The organism is Bacillus sp. FSL H8-0547, from assembly GCA_038002745.1.
GTDB lineage: Bacteria > Bacillota > Bacilli > Bacillales > Bacillaceae > Bacillus_P.
Window position 1 is genome coordinate 2,408,637 of sequence record JBBODD010000001.1, and the last position, 19,375, is coordinate 2,428,011.

General features: G+C 44.2%; 22 protein-coding genes and 4 riboswitches. Of the genes, 11 read left to right on the forward strand and 11 right to left on the reverse strand.

Features of this window, described 5'->3' with window-relative positions; all coding sequences use genetic code 11:
* Positions 1–19 precede the first annotated feature (19 nt).
* Positions 20–125, forward strand: a riboswitch (SAM riboswitch).
* An 83-nt stretch (positions 126–208) separates the two neighbouring features.
* A riboswitch (SAM riboswitch) is annotated at positions 209–313 on the forward strand.
* 87 nt (positions 314–400) lie between these two features.
* Genes MHB63_11810 through MHB63_11825 form a run of 4 tightly spaced genes read left to right on the forward strand, consistent with a single transcriptional unit; the run spans position 401 to position 4,140 of the window.
* Complete coding sequence (locus MHB63_11810) at positions 401–1,432, forward strand: methionine ABC transporter ATP-binding protein (GenBank protein ID MEK3807218.1); 1,032 nt, start codon at positions 401–403, stop codon at positions 1,430–1,432.
* The gene (locus tag MHB63_11815) at positions 1,422–2,072 is read left to right on the forward strand and encodes a methionine ABC transporter permease (GenBank protein ID MEK3807219.1); all 651 of its coding nucleotides are present in this window, start codon (positions 1,422–1,424) and stop codon (positions 2,070–2,072) included. The genes MHB63_11810 and MHB63_11815 overlap by 11 nt, the downstream gene beginning before the upstream one ends.
* Before the next feature lie 12 nt (positions 2,073–2,084).
* Entirely contained in the window at positions 2,085–2,915 is an 831-nt protein-coding gene (locus tag MHB63_11820) for a MetQ/NlpA family ABC transporter substrate-binding protein (GenBank protein ID MEK3807220.1), read from the forward strand.
* Positions 2,916–2,934: 19 nt separating this feature from the next.
* Positions 2,935–4,140 carry a M20 family metallopeptidase gene (locus tag MHB63_11825; protein MEK3807221.1) on the forward strand — a complete coding sequence of 402 codons (1,206 nt, stop codon included), beginning with the start codon at positions 2,935–2,937 and terminating at the stop codon, positions 4,138–4,140.
* Positions 4,141–4,290: 150 nt separating this feature from the next.
* Here MHB63_11825 and MHB63_11830 read toward each other — a convergent pair whose 3' ends face one another.
* Complete coding sequence (locus MHB63_11830; GenBank protein MEK3807222.1) at positions 4,291–4,488, reverse strand: PspC domain-containing protein; 198 nt, start codon at positions 4,486–4,488, stop codon at positions 4,291–4,293.
* Positions 4,489–4,780: 292 nt separating this feature from the next.
* Here MHB63_11830 and MHB63_11835 point away from each other — a divergent pair, with 292 nt between their 5' ends.
* Complete coding sequence (locus MHB63_11835; GenBank protein MEK3807223.1) at positions 4,781–5,737, forward strand: alpha/beta hydrolase; 957 nt, start codon at positions 4,781–4,783, stop codon at positions 5,735–5,737.
* 2 nt (positions 5,738–5,739) lie between these two features.
* On the opposite strand, the gene MHB63_11840 is transcribed toward MHB63_11835, so the two are convergent.
* The 3 genes from MHB63_11840 to MHB63_11850 all read right to left on the reverse strand — a co-directional run bounded on the left by MHB63_11840 (position 5,740) and on the right by MHB63_11850 (position 7,500).
* Positions 5,740–6,585 carry an SDR family oxidoreductase gene (locus tag MHB63_11840; GenBank protein MEK3807224.1) on the reverse strand — a complete coding sequence of 282 codons (846 nt, stop codon included), beginning with the start codon at positions 6,583–6,585 and terminating at the stop codon, positions 5,740–5,742.
* A gap of 262 nt (positions 6,586–6,847) precedes the next feature.
* A complete protein-coding gene (locus MHB63_11845) occupies positions 6,848–7,303 on the reverse strand; it encodes a DUF3278 domain-containing protein (protein ID MEK3807225.1) in 456 nt (151 codons plus the stop codon).
* Entirely contained in the window at positions 7,300–7,500 is a 201-nt protein-coding gene (locus tag MHB63_11850; protein ID MEK3807226.1) for a helix-turn-helix transcriptional regulator, read from the reverse strand. The genes MHB63_11845 and MHB63_11850 overlap by 4 nt, the downstream gene beginning before the upstream one ends.
* 255 nt (positions 7,501–7,755) lie before the next feature.
* Here MHB63_11850 and MHB63_11855 point away from each other — a divergent pair, with 255 nt between their 5' ends.
* From MHB63_11855 to MHB63_11870, 4 genes are all read left to right on the forward strand, one after another.
* Positions 7,756–8,247 (forward strand): sigma-70 family RNA polymerase sigma factor, encoded by a 492-nt coding sequence (locus MHB63_11855; GenBank protein MEK3807227.1) that lies wholly within the window; start codon positions 7,756–7,758, stop codon positions 8,245–8,247.
* Positions 8,237–8,785, forward strand: a complete 549-nt coding sequence (locus MHB63_11860; protein ID MEK3807228.1) for a hypothetical protein — start codon at positions 8,237–8,239, stop codon at positions 8,783–8,785. Before MHB63_11855 ends, MHB63_11860 begins: the two co-directional genes overlap by 11 nt.
* A gap of 87 nt (positions 8,786–8,872) precedes the next feature.
* A complete protein-coding gene (locus MHB63_11865) occupies positions 8,873–9,307 on the forward strand; it encodes a MarR family transcriptional regulator (GenBank protein MEK3807229.1) in 435 nt (144 codons plus the stop codon).
* Positions 9,308–9,391: 84 nt separating this feature from the next.
* Entirely contained in the window at positions 9,392–9,916 is a 525-nt protein-coding gene (locus tag MHB63_11870) for an NAD(P)H-dependent oxidoreductase (GenBank protein ID MEK3807230.1), read from the forward strand.
* A gap of 175 nt (positions 9,917–10,091) precedes the next feature.
* On the opposite strand, the gene MHB63_11875 is transcribed toward MHB63_11870, so the two are convergent.
* The 4 genes from MHB63_11875 to MHB63_11890 form a co-directional block, all read right to left on the reverse strand.
* The gene (locus MHB63_11875) at positions 10,092–10,991 is read right to left on the reverse strand and encodes a DMT family transporter (protein ID MEK3807231.1); all 900 of its coding nucleotides are present in this window, start codon (positions 10,989–10,991) and stop codon (positions 10,092–10,094) included.
* Between the two features lie 12 nt (positions 10,992–11,003).
* The gene (locus MHB63_11880) at positions 11,004–11,318 is read right to left on the reverse strand and encodes a multidrug efflux SMR transporter (GenBank protein MEK3807232.1); all 315 of its coding nucleotides are present in this window, start codon (positions 11,316–11,318) and stop codon (positions 11,004–11,006) included.
* A complete protein-coding gene (locus tag MHB63_11885) occupies positions 11,318–11,656 on the reverse strand; it encodes a multidrug efflux SMR transporter (GenBank protein MEK3807233.1) in 339 nt (112 codons plus the stop codon). Before MHB63_11885 ends, MHB63_11880 begins: the two co-directional genes overlap by 1 nt.
* Before the next feature lie 601 nt (positions 11,657–12,257).
* Positions 12,258–12,827, reverse strand: coding sequence for a TetR/AcrR family transcriptional regulator (locus tag MHB63_11890; GenBank protein MEK3807234.1), 570 nt, complete (start codon positions 12,825–12,827; stop codon positions 12,258–12,260).
* A 214-nt stretch (positions 12,828–13,041) separates the two neighbouring features.
* Between MHB63_11890 and MHB63_11895 the strand changes: the two genes are divergently transcribed.
* Positions 13,042–14,220 carry a D-alanyl-D-alanine carboxypeptidase family protein gene (locus MHB63_11895; protein ID MEK3807235.1) on the forward strand — a complete coding sequence of 393 codons (1,179 nt, stop codon included), beginning with the start codon at positions 13,042–13,044 and terminating at the stop codon, positions 14,218–14,220.
* A gap of 47 nt (positions 14,221–14,267) precedes the next feature.
* Here the strand turns inward: MHB63_11895 and MHB63_11900 are convergent, their stop codons facing one another.
* From MHB63_11900 to MHB63_11910, 3 genes are all read right to left on the reverse strand, one after another.
* Positions 14,268–15,650 carry an amino acid permease gene (locus MHB63_11900; GenBank protein ID MEK3807236.1) on the reverse strand — a complete coding sequence of 461 codons (1,383 nt, stop codon included), beginning with the start codon at positions 15,648–15,650 and terminating at the stop codon, positions 14,268–14,270.
* 259 nt (positions 15,651–15,909) lie between these two features.
* A complete protein-coding gene (gene glnA, locus MHB63_11905; GenBank protein MEK3807237.1) occupies positions 15,910–17,247 on the reverse strand; it encodes a type I glutamate--ammonia ligase in 1,338 nt (445 codons plus the stop codon).
* 104 nt (positions 17,248–17,351) lie between these two features.
* Positions 17,352–17,485: riboswitch (cyclic di-AMP (ydaO/yuaA leader) on the reverse strand.
* A gap of 250 nt (positions 17,486–17,735) precedes the next feature.
* The gene (locus MHB63_11910) at positions 17,736–18,104 is read right to left on the reverse strand and encodes a DUF2294 domain-containing protein (protein MEK3807238.1); all 369 of its coding nucleotides are present in this window, start codon (positions 18,102–18,104) and stop codon (positions 17,736–17,738) included.
* A 345-nt stretch (positions 18,105–18,449) separates the two neighbouring features.
* A riboswitch (cyclic di-AMP (ydaO/yuaA leader) is annotated at positions 18,450–18,586 on the forward strand.
* A gap of 368 nt (positions 18,587–18,954) precedes the next feature.
* Here MHB63_11910 and MHB63_11915 point away from each other — a divergent pair.
* Positions 18,955–19,344, forward strand: a complete 390-nt coding sequence (locus MHB63_11915; GenBank protein MEK3807239.1) for a hypothetical protein — start codon at positions 18,955–18,957, stop codon at positions 19,342–19,344.
* Positions 19,345–19,375 lie beyond the last annotated feature (31 nt).

The following is a 19,375-nucleotide window of genomic DNA, read 5'->3' on the forward strand; positions in this document are numbered from 1 at the left end:
GACACATCGAAAATATAGCTTCTTATCACGAGAGGTGGAGGGATATGGCCCTTTGAAACCTCGGCAGCGGACTCATTATGAGAACTGTGCCAACTCCAGCAGGCGTGAAGCCTGAGAGATGAGAAGAGCGAACGGTCTTTTTTTGCAGATCCAGCCTCTTCCTGTCTTTCAGGGAGAGGTTTTTATTTTTCAAAACTAAATCATGATTTTCTTATCCAGAGAAGCGGAGGGACTGGCCCCATGATGCTTCGGCAGCGGACTTTCGAAAAAGTACTGTGCCAATTCCAGCAGGCGATTGCCTGGGAGATGAGAAGAGAACCGGTGATCCGTTATGCCATGCCCTCTTCTTGTCGGATAGAAGAGGGTTTTTTTAATGCAAAATAAATGGGAGGTTACATAGATGATTGAATTTAAAGGCGTCACAAAGGTATACGAAAGCGGCGGCAATGAAGTGAAAGCCCTTGACGGCATTGATCTAGAGGTGAAAAAAGGGGAAATTTGCGGAGTTATCGGATTCAGCGGAGCGGGCAAAAGCACGCTGATCCGCACGGTAAACCTGCTCGAGCGTCCAACAGCAGGACAGATCATTGTTGATGGACTTGACTTGACGGCTCTCTCCAAAAAGGATGTGCGAGGAGTCAAACGGAAAATTGGCATGGTGTTTCAGCATTTCAATCTGCTGAATTCAAAAACGGTCTATGCAAATGTGGCGATGCCGCTGCTTCTCTCAAAGGCCTCGCCGAAAGTCATTAAGGAGCGGGTTGCTGAGCTGCTCTCGTTTGTAGGACTTGAGGACAAAGCGAATCAGTACCCTGATCAGTTATCAGGCGGCCAGAAACAGCGTGTCGGAATTGCAAGAGCACTTGCTACCCAGCCATCCATTCTATTGTGCGATGAAGCTACCTCAGCGCTTGATCCTCAGACAACAGCTTCGATTCTGAAGCTTTTGAAAAAAATCAACGAGGAATACAACATTACGATTCTCATGATCACGCATGAAATGTCAGTTATCAGAGAGGTTTGCGATACAGTGGCCGTGATTGAAGGCGGGAAAATCATCGAATCAGGCTCTGTGTTTGAGGTTTTCTCAAATCCGAAAACAAAGACCGCTTCAAACTTTGTCAGCTCTGTTCTGAATGATTCTATTCCCGAATCGGTCCTGAAGCTTGTTCAGGAGGAAAACAGCCAGGCACAGATTTTCAAAATCAACTTTGTCGGCAAATCCTCAGGCCAGCCGCTCCTTTCGCAGATTGCGAAACGATTTGACCTCCATATCAACGTGCTGTTCGGAAACATTACGGAGCTTCAGGGAATTCCGTTTGGACACTTAATCGTTGAACTTCAGGGGACAGAAAGTGAAATAAAAAGAGCGCTTCTGGTGATGAACCAGGAGAACGTATCAGTGAAAGAGGTGAATGCACATGCTAGTTGATTCTCAGCAAATAATTGATGCTTTAGTCGAAACACTCGCAATGACCGGTTTTTCCCTGCTTTTCTCCACGTTGATCGGTCTTCCGCTCGGCGTGCTGCTGGTCATTACCCGGAAGGGACATCTATGGGAAAATGCCATTATTTTTAACATCCTGAACGGGATTGTGAATCTCTTCCGGTCAGTGCCGTTCATCATTTTGATGGTGGCGATTGTTCCGCTGACGAGACTGATTGTCGGAACGTCGATCGGAACAGCTGCAGCTGTTGTGCCGCTTGTCTTTTACGCAGGTCCTTATATTGCCAGATTAATAGAGAACTCGCTGCTTGAAGTTGACCCGGGAGTCATTGAAGCGGCAGAAGCAATGGGGGCAACGCCAAGCCAGATTATCTTTAAATTTATTGTTCCGGAAGCATTAAGCTCGCTTGTTTTGAGTCTGACGATTGCGACAGTCGGACTTGTCGGCGCATCTGCGATGGCAGGGGCTGTCGGCGGAGGCGGGCTTGGAGATCTCGCCATTACATACGGCTACCAGCGCTTTGACACGGTTGTCATGATCATAACAGTGGCCATTCTTGTTGTCCTTGTTCAAGGACTGCAGACTTCAGGAAACATTTTATCGAAAAAAATCAGAAGACGATAGGAGAGAACAATGATGAAAAAATGGATCATTTTAACGCTCATTGCAGCACTTGCTGCTTTTGCTGCAGGATGCGGAAATAAAACAGCAAGCGGAAAAGAAGAGGTGGATGTAAAAATCGGTGTCAGCGGATCTGATAACCGCATATGGGATTTTGTTGCCAAGAAGGCAGAAAAAGAAGGCATTAACATTGAGATTGTCAGATTTTCAGATTATGTGCAGCCGAACCTGGCACTTTCAGAAGGCGAGCTAGATGCCAACGCGTTTCAAACGATTTCTTACTTTAATGCCTTCAAAAAAGAACATAATCTTGACCTGACTCCAATCGGAACAACGGTCATCGCGCCTCTAGGCCTCTACTCGGATAAATACAAATCTGTTGAAGACATTCCCGAAGGCGGAAAAATTGCTGTTCCGAATGAAGCGACTAACATGGGAAGAGCGTTCCTCCTTCTTCAGTCAGCAGGCTTAATTGAACTTCCTGAAGACTTTGACGGCAACGGATCTCTTGATAAAATCGTCAAAAATCCGAAGAACCTTGAAATCGTGCCTGTCGTCGCAGGCCAGACACCGCGTGTCCTTCCCGACGTAGCGGGATCCATCATCAACAACGGAATTGCCGTTGATGCAGGATTTAACCCGATCAAAGATTCTATTTTCCATGAAGATGATACAGCCACACCATATATCAACATTATCGCAGCACGCACGGAAGATAAAGACCGCAAAGAACTGAAACGCATCGTTGAGCTTTACCAGGAGGAAGACACGGCTGACTTTATCAAAAAAGAATATGACGGAGCCACGATTCCTACATTTGTCCCTCTAAGTGAAATTGGAGAATAACCATTGAGGAGGAAAGAGCATGAGCACAGCAGCTGTTACGCTCAAAGAGCAAATCATTGATGAAATAGAATCAAGAAAGGCAGAGTACCTGAAGATCAGCCATTCGATTCATGAAAATCCTGAAATCGGCAATGAGGAATACTTTGCTTCAAAGCTCCTTTCCGACTTGCTTGAGGCAGAAGGATTTACAGTTGAACGCGGAGTGGCAGGACACGAGACGGCGTTTCTGGCCCGTAAAAAATCGTCAGTAAAAAGCGGCCCATCTGTTGCTTTTCTGGCAGAATACGATGCGCTTCCTGGACTTGGCCATGCATGTGGCCATAACATCATCGGCACCGCAAGCACAGCAGCAGCGATTGCCCTCGGCAGACAGATTGACGAAATTGGCGGAGAAGTAGTCGTTTTGGGAACACCAGCAGAAGAAGGCGGCCCGAACGGCAGTGCGAAGGGAAGCTTTGTCAAGCACGGGCTGCTTGAAGGCATCGATGCTGCCCTAATGGTGCACCCGTCGAACGCTACGAGAATAACGGGGAACTCCCTTGCAGTGGATCCGCTCGATTTTGAATTCATCGGAAAGCCGGCGCATGCTGCAGCTGCTCCTCATCAGGGAATCAATGCCCTGGATGCAGTCATTCAGCTTTTCAACAGCATCAACGCTCTTCGTCAGCATGTAACGGACGATGTGAAAATCCACGGGATCATCACGCACGGCGGCGATGCCCCGAACATTGTCCCGCACTATGCGAAGGCACGGTTCTACATCCGCGCGGCAACGAGAAAAAAATGCTCAGAGACAACAGAACGCATCAAAGCTGCAGCACAGGGAGCAGCCTTGGCGACAGGCGCTAAGCTGAACGTGATTGCTTTTCAAAATGAAGTCGACAACCTGGTGCTAAACCGGACATTTGATTCCGTTTTTAAACAGCAGCTTGAAAGTCTCGGAGAAACAGTGGAAACGTCTGAGCGCGAAGGCCTCGGCTCAACGGACGCCGGCAATATCAGCCACGTTGTTCCGACGATCCATCCGTACATCAAAATTGGACCCGATACCCTCGTCGGCCACACAGACGAATTCAGGGAGGCAGCCAAATCAGAGCAGGGGGACGCAGCGCTTCTGCTCGGTGCAAAAGGCCTTGCCCTGACCGCGCTTCAGCTGCTGACAGACCCTGTGCTTCTGGATGAGATTAAGGAAGAGTTCAGACAGCGGAAGGAATTGGAGGGATAGGAAGGGTAAAGGACCGTCTTGAAGCACCAGTTGAACAGCATTGAGAGATTTTCATCTTTCTGACATGACAAGGGGACTCCAGTTTTTGGCTGGAGTCCCTTATCCTTTTCCAGTTAGTTTCCCGCGGCCTGCTGGCTTTCTTACATATAGTCATCTCTTAATTTCTTTATCTGCTGGCAAGACAATTGCAGCTATGATATAAATTAATAATGTTATTCCGCCAGTAAAAAAGAATGACAGTGCAACAGCTATTCGAAGAATGCTGACATCAATTTTATACTTATCGCTTAAGCCTCCTAGTACACCTGATAATTGCTTATCTTGCGTGGATTTATATAAGCTTTTCATCTAAACACCCCAATCTGATTAGATAAGATTTGCTCAACCAGCCTGCCTTAAAGCCTGATAACAAATTATTTCCATTTTAACATAATTTTTCTTGGGAGACGGACAAAGCCGATTATTTTCCGCTGCTGTGCTGTCTGATCTGCCGCATCTAAACTTTACCCCTTTTAAGCAAATGAGTTTTTCTTTGCAGCGAGAACCAATTTTAAACAATTCTTTTACAAATCATAACCTCGTCTTAAACTTTGTCCGCTAAACTAGGTGAATACCTTTATTAAAGAAAGCGGGACAAACCATGAAAACAAAATGGAAAAAAATCATCCGGACTCTTTTTATGCTGATTGGAGCAATCATATTGCTGAGCTTCATCCTTCATCAAGTGATCACATTCTATGAGCAGAAGAAATACCAGGCTCCGGGTCAGCTTGTCGAAGTAGACGGAAGAAGCATGCACGTTTACACAAAGGGTGAAGGAGAACATACGATTTTGCTATTAAGCGGACTCGGAACGGCTGCGCCAGTCCTTGATTTTGAGCCGCTGGTAAATGAATTGGCAAAGAACCATAAAGTCGTTGTTGCAGAACCATTCGGCTATGGATGGAGTGATGGAACGAATGAAGTGCGCACAGTGGAGAACATGGTGGAAGAGGTGCGGACGGCACTGAAAAAAACCGGCATCAACGGTCCGTATATTTTGATGCCGCACTCAGTCTCCGGGGTTTACAGTATGTACTTTGCCAATGCCTATCCAGATGAAATTGAAGCTATTATCGGAATTGATCCAACCCTGCCAAAGGCTTTTGACTTTTTTAATGAAAAAGCTCCGTCGGTTCCTTCGTTCGTTCGTGCTGCCTCTGTACTCGGTGCTGCCAGGTGGGCGGCGGCATTCACGCCTGAAGACTTTCTTCCGATTGCAGAGGAAGAAACATATTCAGAAGAAAATAAAAGCATGACCAAACGAATTGCCGCATGGAAAAACTACCATAAAAACGTCATAGATGAAGCGAATGAACTGAGCAGAAGTGCGGAAAAAACAGAAGATATGACGTTCCCCCCGCATATTCCCGTTATGATTTTTCAAGCGGAGGATAAGGATCAAAAAGCAAAAGACGAAAAAATTAAAACGTTCTATCTGGATCAAATGAGCCATGTGAAAGAACACAAACTTGTTTCGCTTACAGGACATCATTATCTCCACTGGACAAAGTCAGCGGAAATAAACGAGTATACGACAGAGTTTCTGAATAAGTAAGTTTACAATTCGATCTTCTTCCTGAGCAGTTTTCCAATAAGAATGGATTCCCACATGCGCCAGGGTAGTATCCGTTTTAAGAACAGGGATATCCGGACGCCTTTTCCAGCCGGATATCTGAGCTTAGTCAATGAGTTTTTTGCACACAGCTTAACAATCAGTTCAGCGACATCAGCCGGATCCCCAAGCTTTTCCTTTCCCTGTTCAAGTTCGTTTTCAATGGCATTCATATACACAAGATACGGAGAATCTTCTATTGAAGATACTTTTCTTCCCGTTGTCCAGATGTTCGTAGAAAAAGAGCCCGGTTCAATCAGTGCGACATCAATGCCGAACGGCTTCACTTCAAGTCTTAAGCTCTCGCTGTATCCTTCAAGCGCATGCTTTGATGCTGCATACGGCGAGAGGCCGGGAAAGCCGATCAATCCGCTGATGCTGCTCATGTTGATGATTTTTCCGCTGCGCTGTTTGCGCATATATGGCAGGACCGCCTGGGTAACAGCAATGACACCGAAGAAATTCGTTTCAAACTGGCTTTTATAATCAGCAACCGTTACTTCCTCTCCAAATCCGCCAAAGGCAAATCCGGCGTTATTGATCAGTATGTCGATTTTGCCGGTCTCTTTCAAATACTTCTTCAATGCATCAATGGATTCCGGTGACGTGACGTCAAGCTCAAGAACCGTCACTCTTTCTTCGTGTTCTCCAAGCATCCTGAAAAGGTCCGTTTGTTTCTCCGTATTCCTCATAGAAGCGATGACGCGGTATCCTTCCGCTGCAAGTCTGCAGGCGGCGAGCATCCCAAAACCGCTTGATGCACCTGTAATGAGCACTGTTTTTTCATTCATAGGGTGTTTCCTCCGATCAGGCATGTCTTTTCTCCATTATATAAAGAAGCTTGCGGCAAAAGGCAATCTTCCTGAGAAAGAATACAATCAAATAAGAGACCTTTATAACCGGGCTGCCAAAAAAGAAAGGGCCGGACAAGTATAAGTGGAGCGTTTCAATACAATGCTATAAACTTCCATAACACCGCCCATCATCGGGCGGTGTTGAAAAGTGTGTTCAATTTTAAAATCAATACACAATCCTATATTAAAAATAAAGCCATTATAATAACTCTTTATTTTTTTTATAGGAACACTTTAAGGAAATGTAGTTGGAGAAGAACATCACTGTACAAAGAGTTAATAAAAGTCCTGAAATTTCTATCCATTCATTCGGACTGTCAGGTACCTTAATAAGAGTCATATATGCTGCTATAAATATAACTATAAAAGTGACTGTTTTAATAAAAATGGACCTTAATTCTTTAACGTATGCCTTTTCTGACGTGATATCGGTATATTCAATTCCGGATATGATGTATCGTCCATATACATAAAAGAGAAAGACAGCGATAGAACAAAGCAATACTACCTCTGCACTTATGTCAAAATACCGGCCGGTAATAACCATCACAATTAGAAAAAGGAAGAGGACTATTCCACCTTCAGATAAAAAATACAGCATTTTTCTTTCTTTATATTCATCATCCGGTATTAGTAAAGATATCCAAGATTTCATTCGTTTTCTACCTCCCAGAATAAATCATTTAACGTTTTATTAAGTACTTTCGCTATGGCAATACAGAGTTGAAGACTCGGATTGTATTCTCCTTTCTCAATTAGTCCAATTGTCTGTCTGGTTACACCCGTTTTTTTAGCTAATTGTTCCTGGGTCATTGAAATGCTGATTCGAGTTATTTTGACATTATTTCTCATTATCCCACCCTGCACCTAATGTAATATATACATTGCATTTGTAATGTATATATTACATTTAATGAAGTGAAAAATCAAATCATATTTAACTAAACTGACCGATTTTTGAATAATCGACCGCCGTCTTAGATTAAACCGATGATCAAAACGGAAAAAATTCAGTCTGAAAAGAGACTGAATTTTTTTCGTTTCAGTGAGAGAATGGAAGAAAGAAAACGTCTAATGGGGCAAAGAGGGCAAAATGGGGTGAATGGGATGGACGGACAGGAACTGGAGAGGATGTTCAGCGAATACGGCGACGATGTGCACCACTTTCTTGTGTATTACAAGGGCACACATGATGTCGAAGATGATGTTCAAGAAGTGTTTATAAAAGCGTTCAAAAGCAGGTTCCGGGAAGAGAGCCATCCGAAAACATGGCTGATCAGCATCGCGAGAAGACTTGTCATCGATCAGTGGAGGAGGAAGAAATTGCTTGCTTGGCTGCCCGGTCAGCGGGATATAAAAACACCGGACGAGATTTTGGTTGAACATGAAGAGCTGAGTGAAGCATACAAAGCGATTTCAGAGCTGAAGGCAGAATACCGCGACGTGATTATGCTCAGAATGGTCTCCGAACTTTCAGTAGAAGAAACAGCACATGTTCTTGGGTGGCCAAGAAAAAAAGTAAGCCGGACGTATTACCGGGCTCTTCAGAAATTAAAGCAAAACCCACGGTTGGAAAGAGGTGCTGAGCTTGAATTATGAGAACATGAAATTCCCCAGAAAAAACATGTCTCCTTCACAAAAACAGTCCATTCGTGCACGCTTGCAGAGAAGGCAGGCTCCTATTACACTCATGCACCGTTTTTTTCAGATAGCTGCTGCCGCTGTCCTGCTCCTTGGCATTGGTCTTTTCTCTGTCTATCTTGCAAATGAATCCGGCAGGAGCGGCGAGCAAATGTACACAATTGATCTGCCTCAGGGAATGGACATTTTGAAAAGTGACAAAGGTCTTGTATTTAAACAGGGAGAGCGCACAGTTGGAGGAGCTGTACTGAGTTCGACTGAGGAAAAACAAAGTCTTGAAGGCGGTGCTGGAATACTTGAGAAAAAGGAGATCACGAACCTGGCCTATCCTGCAGAACGATTGCTTCAGCACGTAAAGACAATGACCGCTGTGCAGACCTATCATTATTTCTTGGAACTTGAAGACGGGACAGTTGTTCGTGTTTATTTTCATACACCGTATGTAACAGAAAAGCAGGCAGAGGAAGCAATTAAGACGTTTCGGGCAGGGGATTGACGTTCTTCCTGCTCCTAATTACTTACTTGACATTGCATTTAAAAACATGTTAATTTGTATATGCAAATGATAAAAGGAATGATGCAAATGAACGAAGAAGAACAAGTACTCATGCACTGTTTGTATTTTACGGCGAGCCGATTCGCTCGAAACATGACAAAACTTGCTGAAGACGTTTTTGATGCGGGTGACCTTGCGCCATCTTATTTATACTTAATCATGACCGTTAAATTTCATCCGGGAATCACTCAAAAAGAGCTGTGCAAAAAGCTTTCCATTGCTCCATCAACAAGCACCAGATTTATCGACAAGCTTGAGAAGAAGGGGCTTGTAAACCGGAAAGTAAACGGCAAGCAGTCTTTCATCTCACTTACAAGTGAGGGAGAAAAGATTTATACACAGTTCCGGGCATCGCTGAAGGATCTGTTTGAGGAATACTCCGCTGTTCTTGGAAAAGAATTCAGCCTGGAATTAAGCAAGTCGCTGCATGAGGCGAGCAATAAACTAGAGAAAAGAACGTAAATTTTTTTGTGTATTCATTTGCATGTACAAATGTTTTCTTTTTACGCAATCATTTGCATATACAACTATTTAAGGAGAGATATAATGAAAACATTAGTCATAGCTGCCCACCCGAATTTATCAGGGTCAAACGTTAATAAAACATGGTTGAACCATTTAAATAGAGAAGAAGATGTTACGGTTCATGACCTGTACAGTAAATATCCGGATTTTAAAATTGATATAGAGCGCGAGCAAAAGCTCCTGCTTGAACATGACCGGATTGTCTTTCAATTTCCGTTCTACTGGTACAGCAGTCCGTCTCTTCTGAAAGAATGGCAGGATGTGGTGCTGGCATACGGCTGGGCATATGGCTCACAGGGAACAAAGCTTCACGGAAAAGAGTTTATGCTCGCTGTTTCAACGGGAGGACCGGAAGCTGCGTATCAGTCAGGAGGCTACAACCATTACAGCATGAGTGAACTGTTCAAGCCGTTTCAGGCAATGGCTAACCTGACGGGCATGCGCTTTCTTCCAGCGTTTGTCGAGCATGGGGTAAGAACACTGAATCAGGAACAAGTAAACGAAAGTGCAGAGGCACTGATCCGCCACATTAAAGCAGATTTTTAAGGCGCAGCATATAGAAAAGAGGCTGGGATATAAATATAAAAGGGTGAATTTGAGAATAACAAATTCACCCTTTCTTTCTATATCAGGCTTCTGTGTCGTACACTCTATCTATCTTTCTTACGTTATAATCTTCATCCCATGTACAGATAGCGTACGATTCGAGTGCATATTCACCTTACATTCGCAGTGTCTGACTCACATTCTTTTTCTGCCGGAAAAAATAGACCAGCTGCGGGACGGCAATACCCAAAAGGATAAGCATAATGCCGGCCGTCTGCAGCAGGTTCACCGATTCTTTCAGAAAAAAGACAGAGCAGAGAACGGCTGCAGGCAGTTCGGCAGCCCCGACAATTGTGGCGAGTCCTGACCCGATTTTAGGAGTTCCGACTGAAAACAGCACAACCGGGATAAACACGCCGAAAAAGCCGAGAGGCAAGGCGAATTTCCATAGTCCTGCCTGCAGAGAACCATTTGTCATAAAATCGGGAGTGAAAAGAATGGTGAGGAAGATGGCTGCCCCAAACGACATGAACAGGCTTCTGTTCAACGATGGAAGCTCAGCTGCTACCTTCCCGCTTGCAAAAATAAACAGAGAAAACGAGACGGCAGATAGAAGACCCCAAATGATCCCCGGATCCGTCAAGCTGATGGCTTCTTTCCCGAACAGATTGCCTGCCATAAAGGTGCCTATGAGCAAAAGAAGGACAGCGAAAAGCTTTGCGCTGTCAGGTCTCTTTTTCAGATAAAATGCCTCAATTAAGATGCCGATCCACGTAAATTGAAACAGCAGGATAATTGCAATGGAGGCAGGAACGGTCTCGAGTGATTTTCCGTAAAAAATTCCTGTAAAACTTGTCGTCGTCCCCGTCAGCATTAAGAAAAGCGCCTGTTTCCATGTTGCTTTTTTTCTCGAAAAGAGAAGGGCGCAGGCCAAAAAGAGAAGAAAGCCAGTCACATACTGGCTCCCGATGACTTCTTCCACTGAATAGCCCTGTTTATAGGCAAGCTTGATAATCGTAGAAATAATGCCGTAGCTGCACGCTCCAATAAACACGAGAAACGAATATTTAATCAAAGTGACAACTCCTTACGAAACCAGTTTGAGGCCGACCGTTGCCGAAATGATCATGCTGATGAATAAAATCCGTTTCCAGCTTTTTGAATCCCCATAGAACAAGATGCCGATCAGCGCACTCCCGGCAGATCCAATTCCTGTCCAGACGGAATAGGCAGTCCCAAGTGAGATCGTCTGCAGGGACTGATTCAGCAGCAGAAAGCTGAGCGAAAAACCTGCAATCATAATCAACAGCGGAACAATTCCTTTAGATTCCTTCATTTTATTAATCCCGATAACACCGGCTACTTCGAACAGACCGGCACCAATTAGAAACACCCAGTCCATTATATGGAAGCCTCCTCTTTTTTGTCATCAGACAGTGTTTTTAACCCAATAACCCCGCATACTAAAACGGCGATTAAAAGAATTTTAACCAGCTGGAAAGGCTCGTTAAAAAACATAATTTCTGCTATCACGGTTCCGGCTGCCCCAAGTCCTGTAAAAACAGCGTAAACCGTACTGACAGGCAGTCTTTTCGTTGCACTGATCAGCAGGTAAAAGCTGATGCAGATTGTGATGATGGTTCCAAGCCATTCAAGCCAGCTGTCTGAATACTTAAGGCCGGCAACCCAAATGACTTCAACAAAACCGGCCATAAATACTTTTGTCCAATCTTTGTTCATGATAATTTCCCCTTCCTTATATTTCCATATCGGCAATGAGAATTGATGATAGGCAGAAAAGCGCCTTCTTTTTCGAATAATATTTTGGATGCCTGTCAGGGCTAAACGGTCGGGTCCGTTTTTCGTGGTGTCCAGCTCCGCCTCCCAGCCCTTCCGTCAGAACAAAATCCCCGCAAAAGTCAAAACCGGACTTTTCCGGTGATTTCTTTTCTGCCTGTCAGGGCTAAACGGTCGGCTCCGCTTTTCGTGGTGTCCAGCTCCACCGCCCAACTCCTCTGTCAGAACGGAACCATCGGCAAAGGCAAAAAGCGCCTTTACCGCCGTTTCCTTATCTGACTCCCGGAGCTAAACGGGCGATTACGCTTTTCGTGGTGTCCAGCTCCGCCTCCCAGCCCTTCCGTCAGAACAAAATCCCCGCAAAAGTCAAAACCGGACTTTTCCGGTGATTTCTTTTCTGCCTGTCAGGGCTAACCGGTCGGCTCCGCTTTTCGTGGTGTCTAGCTCCACCGCCCAACTCCTCTGTCAGAACGGAACCATCGGCAAAGGCAAAAAGCGCCTTTACCGCCGTTTCCTTATCTGACTCCCGGAGCTAAACGGGCGATTACGCTTTTCTGGTAATGCCATTCCAATAGACTTTAAAACAGCTGTTCAGCCGTTTTTGCACGCGCGAAGGTCCGCCGTACAGCATTTCGGCGAAGACAGCATCTGCGACACCCATATACGCCGTAGCCGCTTCAGCCGGTTTTACTGCAAGATCAAGCTGTTTTTCGAAAACACCGATGAGCAGTTCTTCGAACGTATCGAGGTACACATAAACTTTTTCCATGACCTCCCGATATAAATGTGAGGGGGGCAAAAAGCTGATTCTCAGCATGAATTTTGTTTCCGCCTCTTTTTCAAAGCGGTGCACGTAATCCGTCAGATAACGGAACAAAATGTCGTTAAGCTGGGGCTGTTCTGGAGAAGAAAATGAAGCTTTTACATACTCAATCTCCTTCTCAAGAACATCAGTCATCGCCTTAAGGAAGAGTTCATCCTTATTTTTAAAATGGGTGTAAATCGACTGTTTCTTTATTCCAACTTCAGCAGCAATGTCAGCCAGTGAAGTACCTTCATAGCCATGATCGGCAAATAGGCGGATGGCCGCCTGTTTAAGCTGTTCTGAGGTCACATTGAAAACCGCCTTCCTGACGTTCGTTAGGTGAAGTATATGACAGGCAGAATTGGAAGTCAAATCAATAAAAATACAGATTTTTCTATAAATTCAGGTAAAATGAACGTTTATGCATCGATTTCTATAACTTTACATTGTCATGCCGTTTTATTACCTGTTATGCTTGTATACGGAATGAATATAGACTACTACAATCAGGAGATTTATATAGATGAAAAAAACCCCTTTGATTCTTGCAGCAAGCTTCTTTTTAGGAATGATTTTTTCTTCAAAACCATCAGCAGAGGAACTAACAGCAAATGAACCGGCGATTGAAAGCGAATCCGCCGTCTTGATCGATGCTGACTCCGGCCAGATTCTCTATTCGAAAAAAAGCGATGCCGAGATGTACCCTGCAAGTGTGACAAAAATGGCCACAGCCATCTATGCGATTGAAAATGGGAATTTGGATGATATCGTAACCGTCAGCGAAAATGCCAGAAATGCCGACGGGACTAGAGTGTATCTTGAAGCAGGTGAACAGGTGACCCTGAAAAAACTGATTCAGGGGCTCATGATCAATTCCGGGAATGATGCCGGTATTGCCATTGCTGAACATATAAGCGGAAATGTAGAAACATTTTCAAAGGAAATGAATGAGTTTTTGAAAACGAAGGTAGGGCTTGAGGATACCCATTTTACGAACCCGCACGGTCTTTTTGATCCAAGTCATGTCACCACAGCGGAAGATTTGGCTACTCTGACTCAGTATGCATCACAAAACGAAATCTTCCGCGAGATCTTTTCAACAGCAGAGCTGAAATGGGACGGGGAAACCTGGGATACAACTCTCCACAATCATCACAAACTTCTGCAGGCGACACCGTATGAAGGAATGGTGGGAGGGAAGAACGGATATGTCAGCCAGTCCGGTTTTACGCTGTCAACTCTTGCTGAGAGAGAAAATATCCGGCTGATCGCTGTAACGCTGAATGCAAAGACAGACCGTATGTCTTACAAAGATACGGTCAAGCTGCTTGATTACGGCTTTGCCAATTTTACATCGGAGTTTGTCGCTTCTGGAACATATTATAAGGATCAAGAAGGACAGGAGTTCACATTGGAGGAGCCTTTGTATTATGCCAGAAAAACAAATGAAACCATTTCTGCTGATGTGGATACGGAGGGAAACTTGACGATTGACGGTGAAGATGGCCGGGAACTCGCCAAGCATCCTCTTGATCCTGTGAACCTTGAAAAAAATGAGCTGATGAAAAGTACAGTTGCAGATGTAGAACCATCATTCACCAAAAGCGTTCTGCATGATCATCTGAAGTTCATTGTCATGATTTCATTTGCTATAGTGCTGCTGCTTGTCGGGTACTTTTTCAGGCAGGTCAGACGTTCATAAAGAGTAAAAAACCTTTCTCCTGCAACGGAGAAAGGTTTTTTTGCGATTTATGCAAGTTTGCTGTTTTTTCTTGCGTATACGAAGTAAATCACAGCTCCAATGGCTATCCAGATGATAAAAGAAGTCCATGTGATAGCCGGAAGGCTCGTCATGAGATAGATGCAGAACAAGGCGCTGACTGCCGGGAATACAGGAACGAATGGCACTTTAAAAGCACGTTCCAGATTCGGATGAGTCTTCCTCAAAACAATTACGGCTATCGAAATGAGTGTGAAGGCAGCGAGTGTACCCATATTGACAAGATGGGCAAGGGTTGTCAAATCGACAAAGCCTGCAATTGCTGCTGCAATAAACCCTGTAATCCATGTATTTTGAAAGGGTGTTTTAAAAGATGGGTGCACCTTGGACAGTCTTTTTGGAAGGAGTCCGTCCCGGCTCATGGCATAAGAGATTCGTACCTGTGCATACATCATCACTAAAAGAACGGTTGTAATTCCTGCGATAGCCCCCACTGATATAAGGCCTGCAAGTGAATTCTGCCCCACAAACTGAAGGGCAAAAGAAACCGGATCTGCTACATTGAGTTTTGTATAAGGAACCATGCCTGTAAGAATGAGAGATACAACCATATATAGTGCCGTACAAACTGCAAGGGAAGCAATAATGCCAATTGGAACATCTCTTTGCGGTTTTTTCACTTCCTCTGCAGCAGTCGCTACAGCGTCAAATCCAATGTAAGCAAAAAAGACAGTAGCCGCGCCGGTTACGATGCCTTCAAATCCAAATGGCACAAACGGGGTCCAGTTTTCAGGCTTTACATACCAGACGCCTGCCACAATGAATAATAGAATCACAGCCAGTTTAACAAAAACCATAATGTTATTAACCCGCGTGCTTTCTTTAATTCCTTTTGATAAAAGAGCAGTGATCAGCAGGATAATAATGACCGCCGGCAAATCAATCATTCCGCCTTTACCAGCTCCGGGAGCTGATGTCATGGCTGCAGGAAGCTCCAGTCCAAAGCCTGCTAAGAGAGATTGAAAATAGGCAGACCAGCCGGTCGCAACGGCAGACGTTGCAAGCAAGTATTCAAGCATCAAATCCCAGCCGATCAAGAAAGCGAAAAACTCTCCCAAGGTTGCATATGTGTAAGTATAGACACTGCCTGATATTGGAACGGTTGAAGCGAATTCCGCGTAGCAGAAAGCTGCTAGTGCACAGGCAATACCGGAAATGATAAAGGAAAGAATAAGGGCAGGACCTGCTGTCTCAGCTGCTACGACACCGGTCAGTACAAAAATTCCTGTTCCTACAATCGCGCCTATCCCGAGTAAAGTCAGGTCGAATGCGCCCATAGTCCGTGCCAGGGATTTTTGCTGACTTTGCGCGAGCAAGGCAGTAATTGACTTTTTTCTAAAAAGTGAGCTCATGTATATCCTCCAGTGAGTTAGTCTTGAGAGTGAATAAAATGTAGTATAATGTCGAAAATAATAATTGTCAATTATTTTAGAATATTCTTTTATTATAAGCAGTCTTTTTCTTTTCCTGAAAAAAGTTTTTCAAGGTAATAAGCTGATTATGCAGTATGATCAGCTTTTACTTTATCCAAATTTACGGAATTTATTTACCGGCACTTCTTTCTGCACCAAAAAAGCCCGATTCACACGCAAATCGGGCTTTTGGTTCAAGTCAAAACTTCATCTGATAATTTTCAATTTCCCATAAGTGGACAGTATTCCTGTATTCGTGCCATTCCGCTCTTTTATGAAGAAGAAATTGCCGGTATACATGAGAGCCGAGAACCATTTTGGCAAGCGGACCCTTTTCCATTAAATCAAGCGCCGTTTCAAGGTTGTCCGGGAGATGCTTGATTCCTCTTTCCATCCGGGCGGATTCCGTCATGCTGAAGATGTCATCATGAACGGCGGGCTTCGGAAATTCCGACAGCGCGATACCGGCCATTCCTGCTTCAGCAATTGCGGCGTATGCAAGATAGGGATTGGCGCTTGGGTCCGGATGTCTCACTTCTATCCGTGTTGCGGCACCCCTTTTTGCAGGTATACGGATAAGTGTTGACCGGTTTGAAGTGGACCAGGCAATATAGCACGGGGCCTCAAACCCCGGTACGAGACGTTTGTAAGAATTAACAAGCGGATTGGTAATGGCAGTCAGCTCTTCAATATAGGTGAGCACCCCATTAATAAAATAATAGGCTTCGTTTGAAAGCTGCATATCATCATTTCCATCAAAGAAGATATTTTCCCCGTCTTGAAGGAGGGAGATGTTAACATGCATACCGGAGCCGTTTACCCCTTGCAGAGGTTTAGGCATAAATGACGCATGCAGGTTAAATTGTTTTGCGACATTTTTTACGACCCACTTGTATGTTGTGGCATTATCTGCTGACGTCAGGGCATCATTGAAACGAAAATTGATTTCATGCTGCCCGTTGGCCACTTCATGGTGGGATGCTTCAATTTTGAAGCCCATTGCTTTCAGGGTGCGGTAGATTTCAAGACGGACTCTTTCTCCCAGATCATGTGCGGGCTCAAAATATCCCCCAGTATCGTGGGGATTTGTCGTGGGATTTCCATTTTCGTCGGTTTTAAACAGGAAAAACTCCAGTTCCGGCCCGATGCTGATGCTGTATCCAAGCGACTTGGCTCTTTTTGCGGCGAGCTGCAGGACATATCTTGGATCTCCTTCATAAGGCGTCATATCCGGATTTAATATGCTGCAAAGAAATCTTGCTTCTGCATATTTTTCCTCGACTGACCACGGAATAATAGCGAACGTGCTTAAATCCGGCTTGAGGTATAAATCAGACTGGTTAATAGGACAAAAACCCCTTATGGATGAACCGTCAAACATCATGTTTCCCTCTGCAGCCTCATCAATCTGATCGGCCGTAATGGTGACGTGCTTTAAATTTCCTTCCAGATCAACAAACTGAAGATGCAGCAGTTCGACATGCTTTTCAGCTATTTCTGCTTTTATTTCGCTTAACGGATCTAAAATAGTCAACACAAAGAACACCCCGATTTTTTAGTTTTAATTTCGTTTACGAATGAATTTGAAAAATCGAAGGATTGTATTTTTTGTTTCAGCAGGCTGCGCTGAACGGTCACACCTTCCTCTCTCAAACAACGCATACGGAGTTAGCTGACGGATTCGGACGGTAAGAGTCGCCCGGCCGCTTGATTCAGCGGCTTCACCCCGGAAAATTGGGTCCCCCGTTCCTTAACGGATTCTGCGGATTAGGAAATAAATTGAGCCTATCATACTCCTGGATAATTTTACTTGTAAAGGGATGAAATACTGGGTTTTTATAGATGAATATTAAATCAATCTCTGTTTTTCTTCTGTTTACTCTCGTTTTCTCTCTATCTCAATTTTATTTGAGCAGCTGTCGTTTTTGCAGTCTGGTATAGACAGTGATTAAAAAAAGAAGATGCAAAGAAAAAAGAGTATGCTCAATTTGCATACTCCCTTTTTGTTCGTGTTATTTAGTTCTTTCATTCAAGGAGCCGCTCCAGATCCTTATCAACCACAAACACTTCAATTCGTTCGCCCATCTTTGTGCTGATATCGCTGTGGCTTGAAAGAACCCTGCAGCCCGTGCAGTTTTCTACAATTTCTTCAAATTTTTTACTGTACATTTCACGCAGAACCTGTCTCATTTGTTTAACGAGTTTTCTGCCATTTTCGTTTTCAACCAGATGTTTTTCCTCAACTGTGAGAACGCCCTTAAACCGGGCAATGACCATATCATGGACAATGTAGGTTCTTGTTTCCTGCGGTCCGCGTCCGATTAAATCCCTTTGAAGCTTGATAAAGGCTTCACTTAATTCCATTTCCAATTTCTTTTTAGGCGACACAGCCATTTGATTATACCCCCGGCACAAATGCTTTTGATTAGGATGAACGGATGCCGTTCAAGAGGATTTTAGAAGATGGGAAGATCCCCCTTGAGCTTTGCATCATTAGACGAGTTTATCTTACTTACCCGCCATGACCCTGTCAATAGCATTCTGTAAATGACAGGAAACAGAGTGTACAGTTGACAGGCTGATACAAGCGGGAGAGAGAAGTGAGATTTTTTAAAAACGTGAGGAAATGAGAGTAAGAGAGAGAATAATAGACTAAAGGTCACTAAAGTCCCTGTTTTTTAGTGTATTTCCTTGTTTACACAGTTTTATCGCGGGAGTAAGATAATCTCGTAATCACGAATTGCATATCGGCCTAGTCCCGTGACACGGGAACGGAGGAACCAATTTTTTGGGGTTAATTCTGCTTTTGCAGAAAGGATGAGATCTTTCGCCATCCTACCCGTCAGCTAACTTCGTCGGCTAAAGCGAAGGAGGTCCAAAGACCGCCTTAACAGGAGTCTTTTTTTTACTGCCTTTTTTTAGGCAGAGAAGAGGCCTGGGGACTGTAGAAGGTCTTTTTGATTCAGCAATTCGTTTGAAAAAGGAAAAACGGAAGACGGAACGCAAAGAGGGCTGCGGCTTGCTGGGCGTTAAGTAGACCAATGAGTACTTTTTCTCCAAAACAGCCATATGAGAATCAATCATGCCGGGCAGCTGCCTGCTGATTTGATTACATGTGTACTGGGTTGGGGGAAGAGTAAGCATTGGTCTCTTTTTTTGTTCTATGGCTGATTGATCCTGAAAGGGTTAATTCAGCAAGAGAACAAAATGCACTGTCAATCATGGAACGATTCGGGGGATAACGATGAATCAGACACTGGTTATAGGCAAGGGGGATTTATTCGTTTCTGTAATAGAGGAGATTAACGTTCACCGCAAATACGCAGATGTGATGTCTTATGAACAGTATGCGTTTGAGCTGACAAACTCAAAGGGAGGCAATACAAGGCTGGATAATCTGCTTGAACTTGAAAAGAGATTTGACGGCTATCAATCTGTCTATATTATCTCGGATTCAATCAACGAAGGATTTGAACTGACGGCTTTTTTCTCTGATCTGGGAACAATGAGGATTGTTGTGATGACAGATGACAGCAGGCATTATGATCTTTACAAAAAATTAGGCGCCAGATATGTCATTTTCAGCAAGCCGGCATCATGCTCCTATTGGCTCGGAGAATTGAATCAAGTCTAAAGCAGACAGCAAAAATCAATTAAGGAGGTGG